Annotated in this window: 21 protein-coding genes and 1 riboswitch; of the genes, 16 read left to right on the top strand and 5 right to left on the bottom strand. The window is 64.1% G+C overall.

Going from position 1 to position 24,558, the window contains the following annotated elements:
• Window positions 1-175 precede the first annotated feature (175 nt).
• A complete protein-coding gene (locus AB3G31_RS19105) occupies window positions 176-1,978 on the top strand; it encodes an NAD(P)/FAD-dependent oxidoreductase (RefSeq protein ID WP_367847641.1) in 1,803 nt (600 codons plus the stop codon).
• 164 nt (window positions 1,979-2,142) lie between these two features.
• Window positions 2,143-3,222, top strand: coding sequence for a type II asparaginase (locus tag AB3G31_RS19100; protein ID WP_367847640.1), 1,080 nt, complete (start codon window positions 2,143-2,145; stop codon window positions 3,220-3,222).
• Window positions 3,223-3,479: 257 nt separating this feature from the next.
• On the opposite strand, the gene AB3G31_RS19095 is transcribed toward AB3G31_RS19100, so the two are convergent.
• Complete coding sequence (locus AB3G31_RS19095) at window positions 3,480-3,704, bottom strand: hypothetical protein (RefSeq protein WP_367847639.1); 225 nt, start codon at window positions 3,702-3,704, stop codon at window positions 3,480-3,482.
• A 152-nt stretch (window positions 3,705-3,856) separates the two neighbouring features.
• On the opposite strand from AB3G31_RS19095, the gene glyQ reads away from it, so the two are divergent.
• The 5 genes from glyQ to AB3G31_RS19070 all read left to right on the top strand — a co-directional run bounded on the left by glyQ (window position 3,857) and on the right by AB3G31_RS19070 (window position 9,370).
• Window positions 3,857-4,774, top strand: coding sequence for a glycine--tRNA ligase subunit alpha (glyQ, locus tag AB3G31_RS19090; RefSeq protein ID WP_367847638.1), 918 nt, complete (start codon window positions 3,857-3,859; stop codon window positions 4,772-4,774).
• Window positions 4,775-4,786: 12 nt separating this feature from the next.
• Window positions 4,787-6,919, top strand: a complete 2,133-nt coding sequence (gene glyS / locus AB3G31_RS19085) for a glycine--tRNA ligase subunit beta (protein ID WP_367847637.1) — start codon at window positions 4,787-4,789, stop codon at window positions 6,917-6,919.
• 10 nt (window positions 6,920-6,929) lie between these two features.
• The gene (gene gmhB / locus AB3G31_RS19080; RefSeq protein ID WP_367847636.1) at window positions 6,930-7,505 is read left to right on the top strand and encodes a D-glycero-beta-D-manno-heptose 1,7-bisphosphate 7-phosphatase; all 576 of its coding nucleotides are present in this window, start codon (window positions 6,930-6,932) and stop codon (window positions 7,503-7,505) included.
• 64 nt (window positions 7,506-7,569) lie between these two features.
• The gene (locus AB3G31_RS19075; RefSeq protein WP_367847635.1) at window positions 7,570-8,304 is read left to right on the top strand and encodes a lysophospholipid acyltransferase family protein; all 735 of its coding nucleotides are present in this window, start codon (window positions 7,570-7,572) and stop codon (window positions 8,302-8,304) included.
• Between the two features lie 226 nt (window positions 8,305-8,530).
• Window positions 8,531-9,370 carry a M48 family metallopeptidase gene (locus tag AB3G31_RS19070; protein ID WP_367847634.1) on the top strand — a complete coding sequence of 280 codons (840 nt, stop codon included), beginning with the start codon at window positions 8,531-8,533 and terminating at the stop codon, window positions 9,368-9,370.
• An 8-nt stretch (window positions 9,371-9,378) separates the two neighbouring features.
• On the opposite strand, the gene AB3G31_RS19065 is transcribed toward AB3G31_RS19070, so the two are convergent.
• Complete coding sequence (locus AB3G31_RS19065) at window positions 9,379-10,494, bottom strand: MBL fold metallo-hydrolase (protein WP_367847633.1); 1,116 nt, start codon at window positions 10,492-10,494, stop codon at window positions 9,379-9,381.
• Window positions 10,495-10,570: 76 nt separating this feature from the next.
• On the opposite strand from AB3G31_RS19065, the gene AB3G31_RS19060 reads away from it, so the two are divergent.
• Window positions 10,571-10,978 (top strand): MerR family DNA-binding transcriptional regulator, encoded by a 408-nt coding sequence (locus AB3G31_RS19060; protein ID WP_367847632.1) that lies wholly within the window; start codon window positions 10,571-10,573, stop codon window positions 10,976-10,978.
• A 5-nt stretch (window positions 10,979-10,983) separates the two neighbouring features.
• Here AB3G31_RS19060 and AB3G31_RS19055 read toward each other — a convergent pair whose 3' ends face one another.
• Window positions 10,984-11,394 carry a cupin domain-containing protein gene (locus tag AB3G31_RS19055; protein ID WP_367847631.1) on the bottom strand — a complete coding sequence of 137 codons (411 nt, stop codon included), beginning with the start codon at window positions 11,392-11,394 and terminating at the stop codon, window positions 10,984-10,986.
• 281 nt (window positions 11,395-11,675) lie between these two features.
• Between AB3G31_RS19055 and can the strand changes: the two genes are divergently transcribed.
• The 8 genes from can to AB3G31_RS19015 all read left to right on the top strand — a co-directional run bounded on the left by can (window position 11,676) and on the right by AB3G31_RS19015 (window position 21,762).
• Window positions 11,676-12,356 carry a carbonate dehydratase gene (gene can, locus AB3G31_RS19050; RefSeq protein ID WP_367847630.1) on the top strand — a complete coding sequence of 227 codons (681 nt, stop codon included), beginning with the start codon at window positions 11,676-11,678 and terminating at the stop codon, window positions 12,354-12,356.
• Between the two features lie 27 nt (window positions 12,357-12,383).
• Window positions 12,384-14,171, top strand: a complete 1,788-nt coding sequence (gene aceK, locus AB3G31_RS19045) for a bifunctional isocitrate dehydrogenase kinase/phosphatase (RefSeq protein WP_367847629.1) — start codon at window positions 12,384-12,386, stop codon at window positions 14,169-14,171.
• 206 nt (window positions 14,172-14,377) lie between these two features.
• A complete protein-coding gene (locus AB3G31_RS19040) occupies window positions 14,378-14,989 on the top strand; it encodes an OmpA family protein (protein WP_367847628.1) in 612 nt (203 codons plus the stop codon).
• Window positions 14,989-15,849 carry a patatin-like phospholipase family protein gene (locus tag AB3G31_RS19035; RefSeq protein WP_367847627.1) on the top strand — a complete coding sequence of 287 codons (861 nt, stop codon included), beginning with the start codon at window positions 14,989-14,991 and terminating at the stop codon, window positions 15,847-15,849. The genes AB3G31_RS19040 and AB3G31_RS19035 overlap by 1 nt, the downstream gene beginning before the upstream one ends.
• Window positions 15,850-15,864: 15 nt before the next feature.
• Window positions 15,865-15,965: riboswitch (TPP riboswitch) on the top strand.
• A gap of 124 nt (window positions 15,966-16,089) precedes the next feature.
• Window positions 16,090-17,982, top strand: a complete 1,893-nt coding sequence (thiC, locus tag AB3G31_RS19030) for a phosphomethylpyrimidine synthase ThiC (protein ID WP_367847626.1) — start codon at window positions 16,090-16,092, stop codon at window positions 17,980-17,982.
• 311 nt (window positions 17,983-18,293) lie between these two features.
• Window positions 18,294-19,130 (top strand): flocculation-associated PEP-CTERM protein PepA, encoded by an 837-nt coding sequence (gene pepA, locus AB3G31_RS19025; RefSeq protein WP_367847625.1) that lies wholly within the window; start codon window positions 18,294-18,296, stop codon window positions 19,128-19,130.
• Window positions 19,131-19,328: 198 nt separating this feature from the next.
• Entirely contained in the window at window positions 19,329-20,504 is a 1,176-nt protein-coding gene (locus tag AB3G31_RS19020; protein ID WP_367847624.1) for an acetyl-CoA C-acyltransferase, read from the top strand.
• Between the two features lie 178 nt (window positions 20,505-20,682).
• Window positions 20,683-21,762 (top strand): YncE family protein, encoded by a 1,080-nt coding sequence (locus AB3G31_RS19015; protein ID WP_367847623.1) that lies wholly within the window; start codon window positions 20,683-20,685, stop codon window positions 21,760-21,762.
• A gap of 73 nt (window positions 21,763-21,835) precedes the next feature.
• Here the strand turns inward: AB3G31_RS19015 and AB3G31_RS19010 are convergent, their stop codons facing one another.
• Window positions 21,836-22,453: a response regulator transcription factor gene (locus AB3G31_RS19010; RefSeq protein WP_367847622.1), complete on the bottom strand. Its 618-nt coding sequence runs from the start codon at window positions 22,451-22,453 to the stop codon at window positions 21,836-21,838.
• Window positions 22,450-24,399 carry a sensor histidine kinase gene (locus AB3G31_RS19005; RefSeq protein WP_367847621.1) on the bottom strand — a complete coding sequence of 650 codons (1,950 nt, stop codon included), beginning with the start codon at window positions 24,397-24,399 and terminating at the stop codon, window positions 22,450-22,452. The genes AB3G31_RS19010 and AB3G31_RS19005 overlap by 4 nt, the downstream gene beginning before the upstream one ends.
• Between the last annotated feature and the right edge of the window lie 159 nt (window positions 24,400-24,558).

The raw sequence follows: 24,558 nt of genomic DNA, 5'->3' as shown, positions 1-24,558 counted from the left end.
ACGGTGTGACACCCGCACGGGGCGGCCCTTGACCCGTGCGTGCGGAAAATAGTGAATAGGATCAACAGCTTGCATTCTGTGGGCAGCGGCAGTGCCCGCGGGCACGGCGTTTGCGGTAAGAGCCTGCCGGGGCGACCCGGTGACGAACTACCCAACGATAACGGAGACAAGCTGTATGACCGATTCTGTGCATTCCCCCCACCAGCAGGTGCAAGCCTGGCTGGACCGCTTTGGCGCGGCGCTCACGGCGCATGACGTGGACGGCGCGCTGGCCCTGTTCGCGCCCGAGAGCTATTGGCGCGACCTGGTCGCCTTCACCTGGAACATCAAAACCGTGGAGGGCCGCGACCAGATCCGCGACCTGCTGGACAGCACGCTGGCCCGTGTGCAGCCCGGCCACTGGCAGGTCGAGGGCGAGGCCAGCGCCACCGGCGACCTGACCGAGGCCTGGTTCACCTTCGAGACCGCGGTGGCGCGCGGGCGCGGCCAGATCCGTTTGAAGAACGGCCTGTGCTGGACGCTGCTGACCACCATGACCGAGCTCAAGGGCTTCGAAGAGAAAAAGGGGCCACGCCGCATCAAGGGCGCGGAGCACGGCGCGCAGAAAAACCGCCAGAACTGGCTGGAACGCAAGACGCAGCAGGAGGCGGCACTGGGCAGCACCGAGCAGCCCTACGTGGTCATCATCGGCGGCGGGCAGGGCGGCATCGGCCTGGGGGCGCGGCTCAAGCGGCTGGGCGTGCCCACGCTGATTATTGAGAAGAACCCGCGTGCCGGGGATTCCTGGCGCAACCGCTACAAGTCGCTGTGCCTGCACGACCCGGTCTGGTACGACCACATGCCCTACCTGCCGTTTCCCGACGACTGGCCGGTGTTTACCCCCAAGGACAAGGTGGGCGACTGGCTGGAGATGTACACCAAGGTGATGGAATTGAACTACTGGAGCTCCACCGAGTGCCAGAGCGCGCAGTTCGACGAAGCCGCCCAGGAGTGGACCGTGCACGTGCTGCGCAACGGTCAACCGGTGGTGCTACGGCCCCAACAGCTGGTGTTTGCGCTGGGCGTGTCCGGCTTTGCCAATGTGCCCAAGGTGGCCGGCGCAGAGACGTTTCAGGGCGTGCAACACCACTCCAGCCAGCACCCGGGTGGCGAGGCGTATGCGGGCAAGAAGGTGGTGGTGCTGGGCTCCAACAACTCGGCCCACGACATCTGCGCCGACCTGTGGGAGAACGGCGCCGACGTGACCATGGTGCAGCGCTCCAGCACCCACATCGCCCGGTCGGACTCGCTGATGGAGCTGGCCCTGGGCGGGCTGTACTCCGAGGAAGCGATTGCCAAGGGCGTGACCACCAACCAGGCCGACCTGACCTTCGCCTCGGTGCCCTACAAGATCATGCACACCTTCCACATCCCGGTGTACGACGCGATGAAGCAGCGCGATGCCGACTTCTACGCCCGGCTGGAGCGCGCGGGCTTTCTGCTCGACTTCGGCGAAGACGGCTCGGGCCTGTTCATGAAGTACCTGCGGCGCGGCTCGGGCTACTACATCGACGTGGGCGCGTCGGAGCTGGTGGCCGATGGCCGCATCAAGCTCAAGAGCGGGGTCAACATCGAGCGGCTGAATGCGCATTCGGTCAGCTTTACCGACGGCTCCGAGCTGCCCGCCGACCTGGTGGTTTACGCCACCGGCTACGGTTCGATGAACGGCTGGGTTGCCAAGCTGGTGTCGCAGGAAGTGGCCGACCGGGTCGGCAAGTGCTGGGGGCTGGGCTCTGGCACCACCAAGGACCCGGGTCCGTGGGAGGGCGAGCTGCGCAATATGTGGAAGCCCACGGCGCAGCCGCAGATGTGGTTCCACGGCGGCAACATGCACCAGTCGCGGCACTACTCGGAGTTTTTGGCGCTGCAGCTGAAGGCGCGCATGGAGGGTATTCCCACCCCTGTGTACGGCATGGGGCCGGTGCACCACCTCAAGTAAAACGGGCGGTAGCGGTGCGCAACATAAGCTTATGACCGAAGTGTGACGGGGTTATACGCACAAGGCATGGGACTTGCATACCCAATTCTGGTGCCCATCGCTACCATCAGGCACCTCGAAAACGAGGTGCTTTTTGTCATAACCCTTTCACCTGAGAACCTCCCATGCGCGCCCATTTCAAGATCGAAAAATTCGTCGCCGGAGCTGCCATCGCGGCCCTGTCGGCTCTTGCCACCCTGGCCCATGCCCAGGCGGCCAAACCCAATGTGGTGATCCTGGCCACCGGCGGCACCATCGCCGGTGCCGGTGCGTCGGCCCTCAACAGCGCCACCTACGCCGCGGCCAAGGTGGGTGTGGAAAAGCTGATCGCCGGTTTGCCCGAGCTGGCCAATGTGGCCAATGTGCGCGGCGAGCAGGTGTTCCAGGTGGCCTCTGAAAGCCTGACCAACGACAACCTGCTGACCCTGGCCAAGCGCGTCTCGGCCCTGGCCAAGCAAGCCGACGTGGACGGCATCGTCATCACCCACGGCACCGACACCGTGGAAGAAACCGCCTACTTCCTGACCCTGGTGGAGCACACCAACAAGCCCATCGTGATGGTGGCGTCCATGCGTCCGGGGACGGCCTTGTCGGCCGACGGCGCGTTGAATCTGTTTGACGCCGTCAGCGTGGCGGGCAGCAAGGACGCCATGGGCAAGGGCGTGCTCCTGACCATGAACGACACCATCGACAGCGGCCGCGATGTCAGCAAGAACGTCAACATCAAGACCAATGCGTTCTCCAGCCAGTGGGGCCCCTTGGGCATGATCGTGGAAGGCAAGAACTACTGGTTCCGTGCCCCCGTCAAGCGCCACACCATGAACTCCGAGTTCGACATCGACACCATCACCAGCCTGCCCAACGTGGAAATCGCCATGGGCTACGAAGGCGTGGCACCTACCGCCATCGAAGCCCTGGGCAAGAGCGGCATCAAGGCGCTGATCCACGGCGGCCCCGGCAACGGCTCGGTGGCCGACCGCATCGTGCCCTACCTGCAAAAAGTACGTGCCGACGGCGCCATCGTGATCCGCAGCGCCCGCGTGCCCGACGGCTTTGTGCTGCGCAACGCCGAGCAGCCTGACGACAAGTACGACTGGGTCGTGGCCCACGACCTGCGCCCCCAGAAGGCCCGCATCCTGGCTATGGTGGCCTTGACCAAGACCAGCGACACCAAGGAACTGCAGCGCATTTTCTGGGAATATTGAACACCCCCAGGCTCCCATTGCACGGGTGTCCTGGCAGGGCACACGTCTGGCTGAGGGACTGTTCGCTATAAAAAAAAGAGCTGTTCGTGCTTGTTATATAAGCGCTAGCAGCTCTTTTTGCTTTAGCCCCACCCCCTCGCACCACCTGGCAAGCGGTGGGCCCTGGGCCGGTGGTGGTGGCGCCGCAGCGCCATGCTTCTGTTCGTGGGTGGGTTTTGCTATTGAATGAGGAGCTTGTCGTGCTGATGGAATAAGCGCTAGGCGCCTTTTTTATGCTCAAGTTTGGCTTGCTGGGAGGGGGTGGGCTTGCCATCGCGCCAAGCCCGTGCGCGGGCCCGGGCCATGCGCGCCGTCGTTCGCCGCTCGCGTTTTTGCTTGCGGTACTGCCACAGCATGAGCCCCGCCGCCACACCCATGATCAGCAAGATGCTGGCGATCAGGTACGCCATAAACCAACTGAAATTGCTGCCTGCTTGTTCCAAGTCCATTGTTTTTCCTCTGCGCAACCTGTGTGAATGTAACGAGTGCGAGCCACACAATGGGCGTGCCTGGCGGTATTACGTGACATATTCCACAGCCCCGTAAAATCAAAGGTTAAATTGCCGCCCCCGGCGATCCCCCTTTGCAGACCTCCATGAAGACATTCCAGCAAATTATTTTGACACTGCAGTCCTACTGGGCTGATCAAGGCTGCGCGCTGTTGCAGCCCTACGATATGGAAGTGGGCGCGGGTACGTCGCATACCGCTACATTTTTGCGAGCAATCGGCCCGGAGCCCTGGAAAGCCGCCTACGTGCAGCCCAGCCGCCGCCCCAAGGATGGCCGCTACGGCGAGAACCCCAACCGCCTGCAGCACTACTACCAGTACCAGGTGGTCTTGAAGCCCGCCCCGGCCAACATCCTGGAGCTGTACCTGGGCTCGCTCGAAGCGCTGGGCTTTGACCTCAAAAAGAACGACATCCGCTTCGTCGAAGACGACTGGGAAAACCCCACCCTGGGTGCCTGGGGCCTGGGCTGGGAAGTCTGGCTCAACGGCATGGAAGTCACGCAGTTCACCTACTTCCAGCAGGTCGGCGGCATCGACTGCAAGCCCGCCACCGGCGAAATCACCTACGGCCTGGAGCGCCTGGCCATGTACCTGCAGGGCGTGGACAACGTCTACAACCTGGTCTGGACCGACGGTTTGAGCTATGGCGACGTGTACAAGCAGAACGAGGTGGAGCAATCCACCTACAACTTCGAGCACAGCGACACCGACTTCCTGTTCACCGCCTTCACCGCCCACGAAAAGCAGGCCAAGCACCTGGTGACCGAGAGCCTGGCGCTGCCCGCCTACGAGCAGGTGCTCAAAGCCGCGCACAGCTTCAACCTGCTGGACGCCCGCGGTGCCATCAGCGTGACCGAGCGCGCCGCCTACATGGGCCGCATCCGCAACCTGGCCCGCAGCGTGGCGCAAAGCTACCTGGATAGCCGCGCCCGCCTGGGCTTTCCGATGGCCCCCAAAGACTGGGCCGCCGAAGTCCTGGCCCAGATTGAAAAGAAAGCCGCTTAAATGTCAGTACCTATGAGCGTTCAAAATTTACTGGTGGAGCTGTTCGTTGAAGAGCTGCCACCCAAGGCCCTCAAGAAACTGGGCGACGCGTTTGCCGCCGTACTGCTGGAGCAACTCAAGGCCCAGGGCCTGGCCAGCGTCGAGTCGCAGCTCACCGCCTTCGCCTCGCCCCGCCGCCTGGCCGCGCACATCACTGCAGTGGCCCCCTTTGCCGCCGACAAGGCCGTGTCTGCCAAGCTGATGCCCGTGGCCGTGGGCCTGAGCGCCGATGGCCAGCCCACGCCCGCGCTGCTGAAAAAGCTGCAGGCCCTGGGTGCCGGGCCAGAAGCCGTTGCCGGTTTGAAGCGCGCCCTGGACGGCAAGGCCGAAGCCCTGTTTTTTGAGCGCACCGTGGCCGGTGCCCGCCTGCAGGAAGGCCTGCAGAAAGCCCTGCTGGAAGCCATCGCCAAGCTGCCCATCCCGAAAGTGATGACCTACCAGCTGGCCAGCGGCTGCGCCCAGCCCGGCTGGACCAGCGTCAGCTTTGTGCGCCCCGCGCATGGCCTGGTGGCGTTGCATGGCAGCGACATCGTGCCCGTGGAAGCCCTGGGCCTGCAGTCTGGCAACACCACCCACGGCCACCGCTTTGAAGCCAGTGTCGATCCTGTGGTGCTCAAAGATGCCGACAGCTACGCCGAAACCCTGGCCCGCGACGGCGCGGTGATTGCCAGCTTTGCCGACCGCCGGGCCGACATCGTGCGCCAGCTGAATGCGGCTGCTGCGCTGATTGGCAATGGCGTGCGTGCTATCGAAGATGAAGCGCTGCTGGACGAAGTGACCGCCCTGGTCGAGCGCCCCAATGTGCTGGTCTGCAGCTTCGAAGAAGAATTCCTCGGCGTGCCGCAGGAATGCCTGATCCTGACCATGAAGGCCAACCAGAAGTACTTCCCGCTGCTGGACGCGGCGGGCAAGCTGACCCACCAGTTCCTGATCGTCAGCAACATCAGCCCGGCCGATCCCAGCCAGGTCATCGGCGGCAACGAACGCGTGGTGCGCCCGCGCCTGGCCGATGCGAAGTTTTTCTTCGACCAGGACCGCAAGAAGACGCTGGAGTCCCGCGTGGCGGGGCTGGACAAGGTGGTCTACCACAACCAGCTGGGCTCGCAGGGCGAACGCGTGGTGCGCGTGCGTGCCATTGCCAAAGCCATCGCCCTGCAACTCGGCGGCGAGGCGCTGGCCCTGCAGGCCGACCAGGCCGCGCTGCTGGCCAAGACCGATCTGGTCACCGACATGGTGGGTGAATTCCCCGAGCTGCAAGGCACCATGGGCCGCTACTACGCGCTCAACGACGGCCTGGGCGTGGACGTGGCCGATGCCATCGAAGACCACTACAAACCCCGTTTCGCAGGCGACACGCTGCCGCGCAATCCCGTGGGCACCGCCGTGGCGCTGGCCGACAAGCTGGAAACCCTGGTCGGCATGTTCGGCATCGGCAACCTGCCCACCGGCGACAAGGACCCGTTTGCGCTGCGCCGCCACGCGCTGGGCGTCATCCGCATGCTGACCGAGCAAAACCTGCCGCTGGACGTGACCGCGCTGGTGGAAGCCGCGTTCGCCGTACTGGGCGACAAATGCACGGCGCCACGCGAAGCTTCGGTGCAGGCCTTGTTGACCTTCATGTTTGAGCGCCTGGGCGGCAGCCTGCGCGAAGAAGGCTACAGCCCCCAGGAAGTCGATGCCGTGCTGGCCCTGCGCCCGCAGCGTCTGGCCGACATCCCCAAACGCCTGGCCGCCGTGCGCGCCTTTGCCGCCCTGCCAGAAGCCGCCGCGCTGGCCGCCGCCAACAAACGCATCGGCAACATCCTGAAGAAGGCCGATACGGTGGACCCCCATGTCAGCACGGTGTTGCTGCAGGAGCCTGCCGAGATTGCCTTGTTCGCCGCCATGCAGCAGGTCACCCCTGCCGCCCAGGCCCAGTTCGAAGCGGGTGACTACACCGCCAGCCTGCAGTCGCTGGCCGCCCTGCGTGCGCCGGTGGATGCCTTCTTTGACGGCGTGATGGTCAACGCCGAGGCCATCGACGTGCGCCTGAACCGCCTGGGCCTGCTGCAAAGCCTGCACAACGCCATGAACCGCGTGGCGGACTTGTCCAAGTTAGCTTCCTAGGAAACACCGCATGAAACTCGCCATCCTCGACCGCGACGGCACCATCAATGTGGATAGCGACGAGTTCGTCAAGTCGCCCGAAGAATGGCTGCCGCTGCCCGGCGCGCTGGAGGCGATTGCCAAGCTCAACCATGCGGGCTGGCATGTGGTGGTGGCGACTAACCAGTCAGGCTTGGGGCGGGGCCTGTTTGACATGGCGGCGCTCAATGCCATGCATGCCAAGATGTTCAAACTGTTGGCGGCGGCGGGCGGCAAGATCGACGCGGTGTTCTTTTGCCCGCACGCACCCGACGACGGTTGCCACTGCCGCAAACCCGCGCCAGGGCTGTTCGAGCAGATCGGCGAGCGCTTTGGCATCGACCTGCACGGCGTGCCCACGGTGGGCGACAGCCTGCGCGACCTGCAGGCCGGGGTGGCGGTGGGCTGCGAACCGCACGTGGTGCTGACCGGCAAGGCCGCACGGTTTCGCGGACCGGGTGTGTTGCCGCCGGAGTTTCCGGTGGGCACCTGGATCCACCAGGACCTGCTGGCGTTTGCCACCTTTCTGATCCACCGCGAGCTGGCGGCCAAAACGCCGGCGGTCTGATACTCCTTAATTTATAGCTGCTCGTGCTTATGGAATAAGCGTTAGCTGCCAAAAAGACTAAAAAATGCCTTTCATCCGCTCTGTTTTGCACATGCTGTTTTTGGCGGTCACCGTCATCCCCTGGGCCTCGGCCGTGTTTGTGATCCGGCTGTTTGCCGGACCCACGGCGGTGTACTGGGCGTGTGCGCGCTGGCTGAAGCTGGCGGTAGACAGCGGCACTGTGATACTGGGCATCCAGAACCGCATCACCGGCATGGAAAACCTGCCCACCGGCGCGCTGGATTCGGCCGTGCTGCTGGTCAAGCACCAGTCCACCTGGGAGGCGCTGCTGATGCCCGCCATCATGCCGCGCCCGCTGGCCTACGTGTTCAAGAAAGAGCTGCTGTACGTGCCGTTTTTCGGCTGGGCCATGGCCTGCATGGACATGATCCACATCGACCGCAGCCAGGGCACGCAGGCGTTCAAGAAGTTGGTGGCTTCGGGCAAGCGGCTGGTGGGGCAGGGCACCTGGATCATCATGTTCCCCGAGGGCACCCGCATCGACCGTGGCCAGGTCGGCGAATACAAGACCGGCGGGACCCGCCTGGCCATCCAGTGCGGCGTACCGGTGATCCCGATCGCCGTCACCTCGGCCAAATGCTGGCCGCGCAAGGCCTTCATCAAGACGCCGGGCATTGTGGACATCTCCATCGGCAAGCCCATCCCCAGCGTGGGCCGCCGCCCGGACGAGCTGATGGCCGAGGTGCAGGCCTGGATCGAAGCCGAAATGCGCCGCCTGGACCCCGAGGCGTACCGCTAACCTCTCGCTGCTCGCAGCGCTGATGTGGCGCGCGTTGTCGGCGTTTTGCGGATGGCCGCTGGGGTTGTTGGTATGGTAAATGGGGGCTGCAGGCGACACCACGCTAAACTTTCCGCCTATGTCCAGCCTCTTGAAGTTCACTCGGGATCTTTTGGGTCTCGAACCCAAGGCTCCTGCCGCACCACTTGTTTCTAAAGGACGCCCACGTCCCACAAGAGACCCTGCAGTGGCGCCCACCGATATCGCGCTGGTCGCACCCGAAATGGATGCGCATGGGCCCGTGCTTCCTGCCATGGTGTGGGGCACGGTATCTGAACCAACCCAATTTCGGCATCCCGCCGCCAACCGCGAAGCCCAATTGCCGGGTGCCTTGGTGGCTTACGCGTTCAAACGCAGCAAGCGCCGCAGCATCGGCTTTGTGGTGGGTGCGCAAGGTCTGGTGGTCAGCGCCCCGAAATGGGTGCCGCTGGCGGAGGTGGACGCGGCGGTGCGCAGCAAGGGCGGCTGGATCGTGCAAAAGCTCGGCCAGTCGCAGGAGCGCCAAGCGCAGCAACAGGCCACGCGGGTGGCCTGGCAAAACGGCTCGGCGTTTCCCTACCTGGGCCAGCCGCTGACGCTGGTGCTGGAGCCCGCACTGCACCGCGCGCACAAGGGGGCGCTGGTGATCGACAACACATTGCGCCTGGGCTTGCCGCTGGATGCCGCGCCCGCGCAGATCCGCGCTGCCGTGCACAAGTGGCTGCTGCTGCAGGCGCGGGCCCTGTTCGTGGAGCGCCTGAACCACTTTGCGCCGCTACTGGGCGTGCAGTGGAAGCGCCTGGCCTTGTCCAACGCCACCACGCGCTGGGGCAGCGCCAGCACCCTCGGGTCGATCCGGCTGAATTGGCGGCTGCTGCACCACCGCATGGCCGTGGTGGACTACGTGGTGGTGCACGAGCTGAGCCATCTGCGCTTTATGGACCACAGCGCCCAGTTCTGGGCCACGGTGGCTTCTATCGTGCCCGGCTATGCGCCGCTGCGTGCCGAGTTGCGCAGCGTGGTGGTTCCCAGATGGGATGAGCTGTAAAACCGTGTTTATGCGCTGACGGGTACGGCCTCGCTGGGCTCCAGCAGCGCGCTGTCGGGATAGGCCAGCGCGGTCGGGCCAAACCGGTACACGCCATCTGCTCCGCGCACGCGCTGCAGGTAGCCATCGACCCACAATTTGTGCAAATGCGCCACCGCCTCGCCCATGGCGAAGGTGGTCTGGTGCAGGTCGAGCACGCGGGTAAACAGCACGGGCAGGATGTCGGCTGCGCTGCACGGTTGCTGTTGGGCGAAAGCCATCACGCGGGCCAGGTGGTCGCGGTGGTGGTCGTGCAACTGCTGGATGCGGGTGTGCAGACCCTGGAAGGGCTTGCCGTGGGCGGGCAGGGTGAGGGTGTCGGCGTGCAGGGGCGTGAACTTGTCGATCGAGTCCAGAAACTGCTGCAGCGGGTTGCTTTCGGGCTCTACATCGAACACGCTCACATTGGTGGAGATGCGCGGCAGCATCATGTCACCGCCGATAAGCACCCGGGTCTGCGCACAGTACAGCGCAATGTGCTCCGGCGCGTGGCCATAGCCGCTGATGCAGCGCCAGTCGCGCCCGCCGATGCGCAACGTCTGGCCGTCTTGCATGCGCACAAAGCTAGGCGGCAGGCTGGGCACCATGGCCGAAAAATAGCCGGTGCGGGCGCGGATTTTATCGACCGCTTGCGGGTCGCTCAGGCCGTGTTTCTGGAAGAACTCGGCAGCGCCCGGCCCGCCGTTGCCGCTGGAGTGGGCGATGTTGTGCTCGGCCACAAAGTAGTCGGTGGCGCTAATCCACAGGGGAGCATTCCATCGCGCACATAGCCAGGCAGCCAGGCCGATGTGGTCAGGATGCATGTGGGTCACGATGACGCGCAGGATGGGCAAGCCGCCGAGTTGGGTGGCAAAAATGGCCTCCCACTGGGCGCGGGACGCGTCGGCGCTGATGCAGCAGTCCACCACGCTCCAACCGCGCTGGCCGTCGATTTCGTCCTCCAGCAGCCACAGGTTGATGTGGTTCAGCGCGAACGGCAGCGCCATGCGGATCCAGCGCACGCCGGGTGCCACCGCCAGGGTGTCGCCCTGTGCGGGCAGGGCATCGCCCAGGGGGTAGTGGAGTTGTTGTTCGAGCAGATTCATGGCGCTATAGTCGGCTTTTGTGTTGACGTTTACGTAAAAGTCATTCTAGGCCCGCTCTTTGCAACCCTTTGACACCATGGCGATAAGCACCTACAGCATCAGCGACCTGGCCCTTGAGTTCGACCTGACCACCCGGGCCATCCGCTTTTACGAAGACATGGGCCTGCTGCAGCCCACGCGCAGCGGCCCGGGTGGCCGCACCCGCGTCTACAGCCAGCGCGACAGGACCCGCCTCAAACTGACCCTGCGCGCCAAACGCCTGGGCCTGAGCCTGACGCAGGCCAGGGAAGTCATCGACATGTACGACAGCCCACGCGACACCACCGCCCAGCTGGGTAAGTTTCTGGACGTGCTGGCCGCGCACCGCCAGCAACTGGAAGAGCAGATGGCCGAGCTGCAAGCCAATATCGACGAGGTCAAGGCCCACGAGAAGGAAGCGCAGGCGCAGCTCTCCAAGAGCCGCAAACAGGCAAAAACTGCCTGAAGGTGTTATGGCGCGGGCGAGGCCAGCGGCTTGCCTTTTTCCACCACGTACACGCCCACCAGTTTGGTGGGTACGGCCCCGTCGTTGTGGGCATCGTGCACCACCCCAGCGGGCACCACAAACGACTCGCCCGCCTTGATGACCCGCGGCGGCTGGCCATCGACCAGCAGGGTGGCCTCGCCTTCGAGCACGTAGCTGATTTCATCGCCGGGGTGGGTGTGCCGCCCGGCTTTGGCGCCAGGAGCCACCTCGACCCGCGCCACCACCGCCTCGTGCCCGGCGATCGACACATCGGCCCGCCCGACCACCGTGCGTTGCAAGCCCGGGTTTTGCGCCAGCAGCGTGCTGACCGATACCAGCCCCACCAACAGGAATGCATAAGGGCGCAGGGGGTGGTATTTGTGAAATAGCGTCATGGTTGTCTCCTGGGGTGGCTGCGGACCGCATGCCGCCGCGCGATTCTCCGCCCAGGGCGGGGCGCGTGGGGGCAGGGCATCCCCTATGAGGCCCAAGCCTGGCTATACTTGACGTTAACGTCAACGTCAACCGCGCGGGGCAGGGCCGGATGCGGGTTTGGTAACCCGGTTGATTTGCTGCAGTTTTAGTAGCTGCTTGTGCTTATGGCATAAGCGCAGGCTGCCAATTTCATGCTTAATTCTGATGATCTGGCCCGTCCCTGTGGCGGCAAAATACACATATGACCCAATCCATACCCGATATTTTTGCCAATAACCGTGCCTGGGCCGCCGAGATGGAGCGCGAGCGCCCCGGTTTTTTTACCGAACTCACGCGCCAGCAAAAGCCCAAGTACATGTGGATCGGCTGCTCCGACAGCCGCGTCCCGGCCAACGAGATCATGGGCCTGGCGCCGGGCGAGGTGTTTGTGCACCGCAACGTGGCCAACGTGGTGGTGCATTCGGACCTGAACGCGCTGTCCACCGTACAGTTTGCGGTGGACGTGATCAAGGTCGAGCACATCACCGTGGTGGGCCACTACGGCTGCTCGGGCGTGGCGGCGGCGCTGGCCGGCCAGCGGGTCGGCCTGGCCGACAATTGGCTGCGCCACATCCAGGACGTGCGGGACCGCCACTGGAACCTGCTGGACCAGATTGCCGAACCCCAACGCCATGACGCGCTGGTCGAGCTCAACGCCATTGAGCAGGTGGTCAACGTCTGCCAAAGCACCGTCATGGTCGATGCCTGGGCGCGGGGCCAGAAAGTCACCGTGCACGGCTGGGTCTACGGCATCCACGACGGCCTGCTGCAAAACCTGCACATCACGGTCAACGGCATCGAGGGGCTGGAGGCGGCCTACCGGGCAGCGGTGGCGGGCGTGGCCGGTGCCGTGCGCGGCCAGGCAGGGCGCGCAGCGGGCTGAGAAGCCCCGTCTGGGTAGACTGTGCCCATGTTTCCCCAACGCCTGGATTCCCCGCTCGCCTACGACATTGCCAAGGCCATGGTGGACGGCTTCAACCGGCATTACCGGCTGTTCCGCTCCGAATCGGCCCGGGCCAAGCACCGGTTTGAAACCGCCGACTGGCACGGCCAGCAGCGGGCCCAGCGCGAGCGCATTGAGTTCTACGACCTGCGGGTGCGTGAATGCTCGACCCGGCTGGAGCGCGAGTTCAAGGCGGGGGAGCAGGGCATGGATGTGTGGCAGCAGGTCAAGCTGCACTACATCGGCCTGCTGGTCGACCACCGCCAACCCGAACTCGCCGAGACCTTTTTCAATTCGGTCACCACCAAGATACTGCACCGCAGCTACTTCCAGAACGACTTCATCTTCGTGCGCCCGGCGGTCAGCACCGAGTACCTGGAAGCCACCGAACCACGCCCCACCTACCGCGCCTACTACCCCACCCGCGCCAACCTGGGGGCCGTGCTGCTGCAGATGGTGCAAGACTTCGACCTGCAGCGCGCGTTTGGCGACCTGGTGCGCGACATCGCCTATGTAGAGGCGGCGGTGCGCCTGCAACTGGGCGAGGTGACGCTGCGGGCCAATTTCCAGATCCAGGTGCTCACCAGCCTGTTCTTCCGCAACAAGGGGGCGTACATCTGCGGCAAGGTGATCAACGGCTTCCAGGAGCACCCGTTTGCCCTGCCCATCCTGCACGATGCGCAGGACCGCCTGGCCATCGATGCCGCGCTGTTTGGCGAAGACGACATGCTGTTGCTGTTCAGCTTTGCGCGCGCCTACTTCATGGTGGACATGGAAATCCCCAGCGCCTACGTGCAGTTTCTGCGCAGCATGATGCCGCGCAAGCCGCGCAATGAAATCTACAACGCGCTCGGCCTGGCCAAGCAGGGCAAGACCTTGTTTTACCGCGATCTGCTGCTGCACCAGCGCCATTCCACCGACCAGTTCCGCATTGCGCCGGGCATCAAGGGCATGGTGATGCTGGTGTTCGACATGCCGTCGTTTCCCTACGTGTTCAAGGTCATCAAAGACTACTTTCCGCCGCAAAAAGACACCACCCGCGAGCAGATCAAGGCCAAGTATTTGCTGGTCAAGCAGCACGACCGCGTGGGCCGCATGGCCGATACGCTGGAGTACAGCGAGGTGGCATTTCCGCGCGACCGGTTCAGCGACGCAGTGATTGCCGAGCTGGAAAAGTGTGCCCCCAGCCAGCTGGAAATCAGCGACCGCGATGGGGATGGGCAGCTGGAGGTGGTCATCAAGCACGTCTACATCGAGCGCCGCATGATCCCGCTCAATATCTACCTGCAGGAGGCCTTTGACGCGGGCCCGGACGACCGCCGGGCCCGCGCCCAGATCGAGCGCTCGGTGGTCGAGTACGGCAACGCCATCAAGGACCTGGTGGCCGCCAACATCTTTCCCGGCGACATGCTGTGGAAGAACTTTGGCGTGACACGCCACGGCAAGGTGGTGTTCTACGATTACGACGAGATCGAATACCTCACCGACTGCAACTTCCGCACCGTGCCCCAGCCGCGCAACGAAGAGGAGGAAATGAGCGGCGAGATCTGGTACCGGGTCGGCCCCAAGGACGTATTTCCCGAAACTTTTGGCCCCTTCTTGCTGGGCAACCCGCTGGTGCGCGAAGCCTTCATGCGCCACCACGCCGATTTGCTGGAGGCCAGCTTCTGGCAAGCGCACAAGGAGCGCATCCAGGCGGGCTACGTACACGACGTCTTCCCGTACGAGCAGGACAAACGCTTCGGGGCGGCTTGAATTCAGCGTGAGGGTGTGAAAAAGTTCCGGTTCACGCCGGGCTTTACCCTTGTTTTGTACACACGCATGCAATTTTCAATTTAAAAATATGTGCGGACGATAAAATTCCTGGGCTTTCCGTGACCGCCTTGCTTGCGTTCACCTGCCACATCCATGCGGTCCACCGCCATGTATGCCCCCACCAAGACACAGGAAAAATTCACACCATGGACAATTCAAAACTTCGACTGCGCGCCTGGCACGGGGGGCGTCTGGGCGCCGCAGTGGTGCTGGGCGTGGCGCTGGCCGCCTGCCAGACCCCACCGCCCGCACCGGTGGCCTACACCGGCCCCACGCTGGATATCGAGCAAACCGAGCGGGGCGTGCAAATTGTTCTGCCTGTCACGGTGTTGTTCGCCACCGGCGAGTACACCTTCAAAACCGAGGAAGCCGCACCCTACCTGGACCGCCTGGCCAGCTTGCTGAAAAACAAAACCACCCACGATGTCAGCGTGGAGGGCCATACCGACAACGTGGGGGGCCTGGATATGAACCAGACCTTGTCCGACAACCGGGCCCGTGCGTTGCGCAAGGCCTTGGAAGAGCGCGGTGTCGAGCCCCGGCGCATCGTCTCCGCAGGCTTCGCCTACCACCGACCGGTTGCCTCCAACGCCAGCGACCAGGGGCGCACGCTGAACCGCCGCGTCGAGCTGATGGTGCTGGACGAAAAGGTGGAAACCTTGACCCAGGGCGAACCCGCCAACGCGTTTGCGTCGGCTTTCGACAAACTGCGCAAGATGGTGGACGAAGGTCTGATCCAGCTACCGGACAATCGGTAATGTTGCGCCGGACACTGCTGGCCGCTGCAGGGACTGCACCCTGGCTCGCGCAGGCGGCTGCGGCCAGTCCCAAAATCGGGGTGGCCCTGGGCGCCGGTTCGGCCCGGGGATTTGCCCATATCGGCGTGCTCAAGGCCCTGGTCGAGGCCGGTCTGGCCCCCGAGGTGGTGGCGGGCACCAGTGCCGGGTCCCTGGTCGGCGCGTTTTATGCCGCGGGCTACACGCCCTGGCAGATCGAAGAGGTAGCACTGCGGCTGCGCGACATCGAAATCGTCGATCTGGGCCAGGGCAACAAACGCGGCATGTTCACTGGCGAAACGCTACAAAGGCTGGTCAACCAGTACGTCAAGGATGTGCCCATGGAGCGCTTCAAGCGCCGGTTCGGCGCGGTGGCCACGGTACTGAAATCTGGCGAACTGCGCCTGTTGTCTGGCGGCAATGCCGGTGCGGCCGTACGCGCATCGTGCTCGATTCCCGGGGTGTTTGTGCCCTGTGTGATTGGCGACGAGGAACTGGTGGACGGCGGCCTGGTCAGCCCCTTGCCCGTCAAGGCTGCCCGCAGGCTGGGAGCCGATGTGGTGATTGGCGTGGACGTGGGCGTGTTGCCGCAAAACAGCACCCGTGCGGGCCTCTACGAGGTGATTCTGCAGTCGTTTGAAATCATGGGCCGCTCGCTCTCGCAGCTGGAGGGGCAAACCGCCGACTTCCTGGTCCGCCCGGACACCGCTCGCTTTTCCAGCACCGATTTCACCGTGCGCAAGGAAATCGTCCAGGCGGGCTACGAGTCCGGTGTGGCGGCCTTGCCTGCCTTGCGCCAACTCCTGCGGGCGCGGGGCTTCAGCCTGGGCCGGACCGGCTAGCCGATGCCGTACACTGCGCGCTGCCCGGGGTGCGCAGTGGCTGCGCTGAGATGGAATCCAAACCCGCGAACTTGATCTGGTTCATACCAGCGTAAGAAGAGCTTGACGACTGCGTCCTATCCCTGGAGGGTACGGGCGCTTACCGTCTACACGTCCCAGCCGCAAGGCAGCGGGGCATCTCCTTGGGGGTTTGCGCGGTCTGGCTGCGCATTCCGGGCTCCACCATCCAAAGGAGACCCCATGAACGCACCCGACAAATTCGCCCAGTTACTGCGCTACGCCTGCGATCCACTGCCCGCCAGTACCAAGCGCTACATCCAGGGCAGCCGCCCCGACCTGCGCGTGCCGCTGCGCGAAATCATGCAGAGCAACGGCGAGGCCGTCACCGTCTACGACACCTCCGGCCCCTACACCGACCCCGCCGCCCAGATCGACGTGCGCGCCGGTCTGCAGGCCCTGCGTGCGGGCTGGATCGAAGCCCGGGGCGACACCGAGGCCTACGCCGCCCGCATCCTGCACGCGCTGGACGATGGCCGCAAGAACGATGAGAACGAAGCGCTGCATCTGTTGCGCGCACAGGCCAGTGGCCTGCAACGCACACCGCGCCGGGCGAAGGCCGGTGCCAATGTCTCGCAGATGCACTACGCCCGCCAAGGCATCATCACTCCTGAAATGGAATTCGTCGCCCTGCGCGAGAACCAAAAGATGGAGTGGATGGCCCAGTACGCTGCCAACACCGAGCGCGACCAGCGCCTGGCAGGCAACAGCTTCGGTGCCAGTATCCCGAAGGTGATGACCCCCGAGTTCGTGCGCTCCGAAGTGGCCCGCGGCCGCGCCGTGATCCCGCTCAACATCAACCACCCCGAAGTCGAGCCCATGGCCATTGGCCGCAACTTCCTGGTCAAGATCAACGCCAACATCGGCAACTCGGCCGTCACCTCCAGCATCGAAGAAGAAGTCGAAAAACTGGTCTGGGCGATCCGCTGGGGTGCCGACACGGTGATGGACCTGTCCACCGGCAAAAACATCCACACCACCCGCGACTGGATCATCCGCAACAGCCCTGTGCCCATCGGCACCGTGCCGATCTACCAGGCGCTGGAAAAAGTGGGCGGCGTGGCCGAAGACCTGACCTGGGAAATCTTCCGCGACACCCTGATCGAGCAGGCCGAGCAGGGCGTGGACTACTTCACCGTGCACGCCGGTGTGCGCCTACCGTTCATCCACCTCACCGCCAACCGCATGACCGGTATCGTCTCGCGCGGCGGCTCCATCATGGCCAAGTGGTGCATTGCCCACCACCAAGAGAATTTCATCTACACCCACTTCGATGAGATGACCGAGATCCTGAAGGCCTACGACGTCAGCTACTCGCTCGGCGACGGCCTGCGCCCCGGCTCCAGCGCCGATGCCAACGACGAGGCCCAGTTTGCCGAACTGCGCACCCTGGGCGAGCTGACGCAACGCGCCTGGCAGCAGGACGTGCAGGTCATGATCGAAGGCCCCGGCCATGTGCCCATGCACATGGTGCAGGAGAACATGACCGAGCAGCTCAAGCACTGCGGTGAGGCCCCGTTCTATACCCTGGGCCCGCTGACCACCGACATTGCGCCCGGCTACGACCACATCACCAGCGGCATAGGCGCGGCCATGATCGGCTGGTTTGGCACTGCCATGCTGTGCTACGTCACGCCCAAGGAGCACCTGGGCCTACCCGACCGCGACGACGTGAAGGTGGGCATCATCACCTACAAGATCGCCGCCCACGCCGCCGACGTGGCCAAAGGCCACCCGGGTGCGCGCTACCGCGACGACGCGCTGTCCAAGGCCCGCTTCGAGTTCCGCTGGATGGACCAGTTCAACCTGTCGCTGGACCCCGAAACCGCGAAGAAATTCCACGACGAAACCCTGCCCAAGGACTCGGCCAAGGTGGCGCACTTTTGCTCCATGTGCGGCCCCAAGTTCTGCTCCATGAAGATCACGCAAGAGGTGCGCGAGTACGCCAAGAACCTGGGTGTGAGCGAAGCCGCCGCAGCCGAACAGGGCATGCTGGAAAAGTCGCAGGAATTCAAAAGCGCAGGCGGGGAAATCTACGTGCCGGTGAACGCGGTGATCCCGATCGCACAAGGCTAGGCGCGCGGAAGCGGCAGTGCTGCCGCTGCGCAGGGCGTGTGGACACCGCACGCCCTGCGCAGCTTTTTACAACCTGCACAAGAGCTCGGGAATTGGCGGTATTTTCCAAGTTCCTATAACAGATTTTCTTTGTTTTATCTGTTCGTTATACAACATATCGATTTTTCTTACACTCGGATTTGTGAAAAGGTATTTTTTCCTTATAAGTCGTTGATTCAAAGGGATTTTGAAAATTGGCATGTACATTGCTTGTAACAAATGTATCAGCGCCAATAGTGGTGCTCGCCTTGCCTCTAAAACCTGGATATTTCATGAAAAACGTATTTAAGACTGCCGCTATGTATGCAGTCGTTGCTGCAGCTGGTTTCACATTGCCGGCCTTCGCTGCGCCCACACCGAGTTTTGTCGTGGATCCAAGTTTTTTTGGTTATGTTGCACCCACTTATAATGCCAACTTCATGAATGGATCGGCATCGACGTTAATCGCGTTGAATCCAATCGCCCAGACCATGTCAGGTATTGGCTATATTCAGCTGACTTCATTTACCGATGCGCAGGGAAGCTTATTGGGCGCCGGTGATACGGGTCTAGGATTGAGCAATACCAAGGGCTACGCGTTGTGGGCCGAGTACAGCTACACCACAAGTTTGTTGAGCGGGTCTTTCGGCGCAGTTGGCAGCACCTACACCGTGAATTCATTAACCTCTACTTTGTGGGGTGAAAAATCTGACGGATCCAATAGCGTATTCAGTATGGCAAATAATGCCGACGCCAGCAGCGGCACGGTGGTGCATTCGTCGGATACGGTTTTGTTGGGTTCGGGTTCGGGCATCGTGGCCTCGTCCAGTATCAATGAATTATTTGGCACTTCGTTAAATGCAACTCTGGCATTTTCCTTAACTGCCGATGGGGCATTGTTTTTTGTAACACCCAATCCTTTTTACGACACCTTGTTCACTAGCTTCACCAATACATCGGGCGGTTTTGATGCGGCAACCAATGGTTTGGTTGCGATTAACAATGCTTCTGGTGGCGTGGACTTTGGAAACACCCCTGTGAATAAAGTGCCTGAACCCGCCAGTATTGCTCTACTCGGTTTGGGACTGGTCGGTTTGGCCGTTTCACGCCGCCGTCGCGCTGAAAAGTAAATCGCACGGTGAACCATGCATTAAGGGGCCTAGGCCCCTTTTTTAATGGGGAAAATGAATCCCGATAGCCACCGCTTCTTGGCACCCCGGTATCTGCTGGCGGATGGCGCCGGGCCCTTCTGCCCGGGGCGCCATGCCATTCGCCGTGCCGCACCTGCCGGGCCAGCAGGCGTACAGTGCCTCTAAAGGAGTGCCACCATGCCCACCACCGACCCCATCGTCATCCTGTCCGCCGCCCGCACCCCCATGGGGGCATTCCAGGGGGCCTTCGCCACGCTGGCGGCGCACGATCTGGGCGGGGCGGCTATTGGGGCGGCGGTGGCGCGGGCGGGGGTGGACCCGGCGCGGATCGACCAGGTGGTGATGGGCAACTGCCTGATGGCGGGGCAGGGGCAGGCTCCGGCGCGGCAGGCGGGGTTCAAGGGCGGGCTGGGGCAGGGCACGGGGGCGGTCACGCTGTCCAAGATGTGCGGCTCGGGCCTGTTTGCCACCATGATGGCGCACGACATGCTGGTGGCGGGCAGCCACGACCTGGTGGTGGCCGGGGGCATGGAGAGCATGACCAACGCGCCCCACCTGCTGCCCCAGGGGCGCAGCGGCATCCGCATCGGCCACGGCCAGGTGCTGGACCACATGATGCTGGACGGGCTGGAAGATGCCTACGAGCCGGGCCGCTCCATGGGCAGCTTTGGCGAAGACTGCGCAGCGAAATACGGCTTTACCCGCGCGGCGCAGGACGCGTTTGCCACCGCCAGCGTGCAGCGGGCGCAGGCGGCGATTGGCTCGGGCGCGTTTGCGGCAGAGACCACGCCGGTACTGGCCAAAGGAGCCGAAGTCACCACCGACGAAGCCCCGGGCAAGATCCGCCTGGACAAGATCCCCACGTTGCGACCGGCGTTCAAACCCGACGGCACCATTACCGCTGCCAGCAGCTCGTCCATCAGCGACGGGGCGGCGGCCCTGGTGCTGGCCCGCGCCTCCACCGCCGCGCAGCTGGGCCTGCAGCCGCTGGCGCGCATCGTCGGCCACGCCACGTTTGCCCAGGCACCGGCCTGGTTTTCCACCGCGCCGCTGGGGGCCGTGCACAGGCTGCTGGCCAAGATCGGCTGGGGTGTGGCCGAGGTGGACCTGTGGGAAGTGAATGAGGCCTTTGCCGTGGTGCCCATGGCGCTGATGGCCGAGCTGGACTTGCCGCACAGCCAGGTGAATGTGCATGGCGGTGCCTGCGCGCTGGGCCATCCCATCGGCGCCAGCGGTGCGCGTATTCTGGTGACGCTGCTGCATGCCCTACAAGCCCACGGCCTGCGCCGGGGCGTGGCCACGCTGTGCATAGGCGGCGGCGAAGCAACCGCTCTGGCGGTTGAAATACTATAAAAATAAGAGCTGCCTGCGCCGATGGGATAAGCGTGGGCGGCCCATTTGCTTTGAATGCAGGGCTGGGGGAGCCGGACCGCCTCCAGCGGCGCCTATGTGGAAAATACGTTAGTACTTGCCCCCTGCGGCAGGGTCCAGCAGCGTCCCAGGATGCGGGCTCTTACCACCAGGAGTTTGCATGTCTTTATTCAAAATGTTTTCTGTGGCGGCGGCTGTGGCCGTGGTGGCCGGTGCGTCTATGCCCGCTGCCGCGTTCGATGGCTGGCACCTGGACAACGCCACCGCCATTCCCGGCAAAGGGTCGGCCTGGGACTATGTGTCGCTGGATGCCGGGCGCGGCCATTTGTTCATCGGCCGCCGGGGCGCGGGCCTGCAGGTGTACGACATCGCCACGCACAAGGCCATCGCCGTGGTCGGCAGCACCGCCAGCGACAGCTCCAACGGTGCGACCCTGATGCCGGAGTTCGACCTGGGCATCTCGTACAACGAAAACGGCACCATCACGCCCTTCAAGCTGTCCACCCTGGAAGCCCAGCCCTCGGTCAAGCTGGGCGAGGAGCTGGATGCCACCCACTACGATCCCAGCACCCAGCGCATCGTGGTGAACATGGCGGCGGGCAAGGACGGCACCGAGCTGCTGGTGCTGCAAGCGCCCTCGCTCAAGCAGGTGGGCTCCATCAAGGTCAGCACCAAGAAGCCCGAGCATGCCGAGGCCGACGGCCAGGGCAATTTCTACATGGCTTCGCGCGATGAAAACGCGGTCTACCGCATCAACACCAAGGACATGGTGGTCACCGCCCAGTGGCCTACGCCGGGCTGCGCCCAGACCAACGGCCTGGCGCTGGATGCCGCCCACCACCGCATCTTTCTGGGCTGCCGCGGCAGTGCCACGGTGAAGCCCTCGTTTGCGGTGATGGATGCCGACAACGGTGCCATCCTCTACACCGCCGAGATCGGTGGCGGCAATGATGAGGTGGTGTATGACGCCAGCCTGAAGCGGGTGTTTTTGGCCAATGGCGTGAACGCGGTGCTCAACGTGTTTGAGCAGGTGGATGCCAATACCTACAAACCGTTGGAAGCCCTGGGCACCCAGGCCGGTGTGCGCACCATGGCGATGGACCACGGCAGCAAGAAGATCTATGCCATCACCGCCGAGGGCAGCGCCGACTACGCCAAGAAGATCACCACCAGCGTTTCGCCCTACTACGCGAACACGTTTTTTGACGACAAGTTCTACGTGCTGACCTACAGCAAGTAAAACGGTATTGCTATTGAAGTGATAGCTGCTTTCGCTGATGGAATAAGCGCAAGCAGCCGATTTTTTATAAATCTCAGCTTTTCGCCAGCAGCGTGGCCACCTCGGCGGCCGAGCGCACGCCCAGCTTGGCGTAGACCCGGGCGCGGTACACCTCCACGGTGCGCATGGAGACGTGCATTTCGTCGGCAATCACCTTGTTGAGCTTGCCTGCGGCCACGCGGTGCATCACGTCCTGCTCGCGCGGGGTGAGGCCGGCCAGCTTGGCACCGCGTGCGTCGCCTTCGGCCAGGCGCAGCTGCTGGGCGGCCTCGGCCGCCAGTGCGTCGCGTACCCGGTCCACCAGGGCGGCATCGCCAAAGGGTTTTTCCACAAAGTCGAACGCGCCTTTTTTCAGCGCCTCCACCGCCATCGGGATGTCGCCGTGGCCGGTCAAGAAGATCACCGGCACCGGCACGCCGCGCGCCACCAGGGTGTCGTGCACCTGCAGTCCCGACATCGGCTCCATGCGCACATCCAGCAGGATGCAACCGCGCACCGGCGTGGGGCCGTCCAGGGCGGCCAGAAAGGCCGGGCCGCTGGCATAGCTGCGCACATTGAAGCCGTGCGAGCTGAACAAGAACTCTAGCGCTTCGCGCACCGGGGCTTCGTCGTCCACCAGGTGCACGGCAACGGTGTCGTAGGGGTGGGTCATAGGGTGGATTCCTCATCGTGCGCGGGGTGGAGGGCGGTGTCGAATACCGGCAGGCTGAACGACAGGGATGCGCCGCCCAGCGGGCTGGTGCCAGCGGCCATGCTGCCGTGGTGCAGCTCGATGATGGAGCGGCAGATGGCCAGCCCCATGCCCATGCCGTCGGCCTTGGTGGAGTAGAACGCAGTGGTTAATTGCTCGATGCTGCGGCCTTCCAGGCCGGGGCCGTCATCGCCCACGGCCAGGCGCACCTGCTGCGGCGCCGGGAGCGGGGGCAGCGTGGTGGCGATCTGGATGCACCCGCCGGAGCCCTTGGCCGCCAGCGCATCGGCGGCGTTGCGCACCAGGTTGATCAGCACCTGCTCGATGAGGATGGGGTCGGCAAAGACCGGCGGCAGGTCGGGCTGTACCGCCCAGTCGATCTGGATCTGCTGGCGTTGCAGGTCGCGCTGCAGCAGCTCCACCGCACGGCGCGCCACGGCGGCCAGGTCGCAGCGCTCGCGCTGGGGCGCGCGGCGGGTGAGGAATTCGCGGATGCGCTGCACGATGCGCCCGGCCTCGGCGGCCTGTTCGCCCTGGTTTTTGAGCGCCTTGAGCAGCGATGCGTTGGCGTTGGCATCCTGGCCCAGCATGCGCTGCAGGCCGGCGTTGTAGCCAATCACCGCGGTGAGCGGCTGGTTCAGCTGGTGGGCCAGGGCCGAGGCCACTTCGCCCAGCGTGGTCAGGCGCGATTGGGTGGCCATGGCCTCGGCCTGGTGGCGCTGGCGTTCTTCGAGCTGCTTGCGGGCGGTGATGTCGATGATGGAGCCCATCCAGCCGATCTGGGTGCCGTCGGCATCGATGAGCGGCGACTCGAACACCATCACGTTGAGCTGGTGGCCGTCCTGGTGGCACCACACGGCTTCGTAGCCGTCGCGCGGGGCGTGGCCTGCCAGGTTGCTTTTGTGGCGCTGCATCACCTCGGCCAGAGACTCGGGCGGCCAGTAGGGCATGGGCGGTGCCAGCCCCACCAAGGCCTGGGCGGGCAGGCCGACCATGTCGCAAAAGGTGCGGTTGACAAACAGGATGCGGCCATCGGCATCGCGCGCGCGCAGCCCCACCAGGGCCGAGTCTTCCATGGCCTGGCGCCAGGCGGCTTCGGTGCGCCACGCGTCTTCGGCCCGCGAGATCTGCCGCATCTGGCGGCGCAGCAGGGCGGTGGCCACCAGCATCAGCCCCAGGAAGCCGCCCACCAGCACGATGGGCAGGCTGCGCCAAAACGGGCGCTGCACTTCGCGCAGGCTCAGTTCCAGGTAGGTGCCGGGCATGTTGCCGCCGACCTGCACCTTGTAGCTCTCGTGCAGGGTGGGGTCGAGCCGCAGGGGCACTTCGTCCACCGAGGCAATCGCCTGGTCGGAGCTGTCGATCAGCTCCACATCGTATTTGCGGGTCAGCCACCAGGGCGCGCCGCGGCGCAGCAGCAGGGCGGCGGAATAGCGCACCACCAGCCTGTCGGCCCCGGCGGGCTGCACCAGGTGGGCCGACACGCCCGCGCTGTCCAGGGTTTCGCGGATGGCGGTGTCGGTCATGGGGTGCTGCTCGGGCACGTGGGCCACGATGCGGTTGTTGGCGTCCAGCCAGGTCACGCTGAGCCAGAGGCGGCGCAGGCCTTCGGCCACATCGGCGTTGGCCGCCAGCGCCCGGGCATTGCGCGGCAGCTGGGGGATTTGCTTGGCCAGGTCTTGCAGGTGGGCCATTTCCACATCCACGCGGCCACGCAACTGGGCTTCGGTGCTGAGTGCATCGGCAATCATGGTGGCGCGGCGGTCGGCCGCGTCGTCCAGCTCGGAGCGCCAGGCCCACACGATCACCCCGGCCACAAACAGCACCGCGGCCAGCAGCGGCAGGGCCCACAGCTTGCTGCGCGCATCGCGGCGCGGCGCGGTGTGGGGTATGGGGGAAGAGCGCATGGCCGCAGTCTAGCGTTTGCCCTCCATTTCAAGGGGTAGACACCCTGGCGAAACCCGCTTTTGAAGCACCGCAGGGCGATAAATGTGGAAGTCCACACTACCCGCCCGGCGGCCCGCAGAACACACTGCGCCCCATCGCAACATTTCCCTCTGGAGACA

The organism is Rhodoferax sp. WC2427, assembly GCF_040822085.1.
Classification (GTDB): domain Bacteria; phylum Pseudomonadota; class Gammaproteobacteria; order Burkholderiales; family Burkholderiaceae_C; genus Rhodoferax_B.
This window is presented reverse-complemented; position numbering and strand designations above follow the sequence as displayed.

What these genes read in the sequence shown, in the direction of transcription:
- glyQ (WP_367847638.1), top strand. Translation starts at nt 3,857, where the DNA reads ATGAAGACATTCCAGCAAATTATTTTGACACTGCAGTCCTACTGGGCT.
- AB3G31_RS19040 (WP_367847628.1), top strand. Translation starts at nt 14,378, where the DNA reads ATGGACAATTCAAAACTTCGACTGCGCGCCTGGCACGGGGGGCGTCTG.
- glyS (WP_367847637.1), top strand. Translation starts at nt 4,787, where the DNA reads ATGAGCGTTCAAAATTTACTGGTGGAGCTGTTCGTTGAAGAGCTGCCA.
- AB3G31_RS19015 (WP_367847623.1), top strand. Translation starts at nt 20,683, where the DNA reads ATGTCTTTATTCAAAATGTTTTCTGTGGCGGCGGCTGTGGCCGTGGTG.
- pepA (WP_367847625.1), top strand. Translation starts at nt 18,294, where the DNA reads ATGAAAAACGTATTTAAGACTGCCGCTATGTATGCAGTCGTTGCTGCA.
- AB3G31_RS19010 (WP_367847622.1), bottom strand. Translation starts at nt 22,453, where the DNA reads ATGACCCACCCCTACGACACCGTTGCCGTGCACCTGGTGGACGACGAA.
- AB3G31_RS19060 (WP_367847632.1), top strand. Translation starts at nt 10,571, where the DNA reads ATGGCGATAAGCACCTACAGCATCAGCGACCTGGCCCTTGAGTTCGAC.
- AB3G31_RS19065 (WP_367847633.1), bottom strand. Translation starts at nt 10,494, where the DNA reads ATGAATCTGCTCGAACAACAACTCCACTACCCCCTGGGCGATGCCCTG.
- AB3G31_RS19075 (WP_367847635.1), top strand. Translation starts at nt 7,570, where the DNA reads ATGCCTTTCATCCGCTCTGTTTTGCACATGCTGTTTTTGGCGGTCACC.
- AB3G31_RS19035 (WP_367847627.1), top strand. Translation starts at nt 14,989, where the DNA reads ATGTTGCGCCGGACACTGCTGGCCGCTGCAGGGACTGCACCCTGGCTC.
- gmhB (WP_367847636.1), top strand. Translation starts at nt 6,930, where the DNA reads ATGAAACTCGCCATCCTCGACCGCGACGGCACCATCAATGTGGATAGC.
- AB3G31_RS19005 (WP_367847621.1), bottom strand. Translation starts at nt 24,399, where the DNA reads ATGCGCTCTTCCCCCATACCCCACACCGCGCCGCGCCGCGATGCGCGC.
- aceK (WP_367847629.1), top strand. Translation starts at nt 12,384, where the DNA reads ATGTTTCCCCAACGCCTGGATTCCCCGCTCGCCTACGACATTGCCAAG.
- AB3G31_RS19055 (WP_367847631.1), bottom strand. Translation starts at nt 11,394, where the DNA reads ATGACGCTATTTCACAAATACCACCCCCTGCGCCCTTATGCATTCCTG.
- AB3G31_RS19105 (WP_367847641.1), top strand. Translation starts at nt 176, where the DNA reads ATGACCGATTCTGTGCATTCCCCCCACCAGCAGGTGCAAGCCTGGCTG.
- can (WP_367847630.1), top strand. Translation starts at nt 11,676, where the DNA reads ATGACCCAATCCATACCCGATATTTTTGCCAATAACCGTGCCTGGGCC.
- AB3G31_RS19100 (WP_367847640.1), top strand. Translation starts at nt 2,143, where the DNA reads ATGCGCGCCCATTTCAAGATCGAAAAATTCGTCGCCGGAGCTGCCATC.
- AB3G31_RS19020 (WP_367847624.1), top strand. Translation starts at nt 19,329, where the DNA reads ATGCCCACCACCGACCCCATCGTCATCCTGTCCGCCGCCCGCACCCCC.
- thiC (WP_367847626.1), top strand. Translation starts at nt 16,090, where the DNA reads ATGAACGCACCCGACAAATTCGCCCAGTTACTGCGCTACGCCTGCGAT.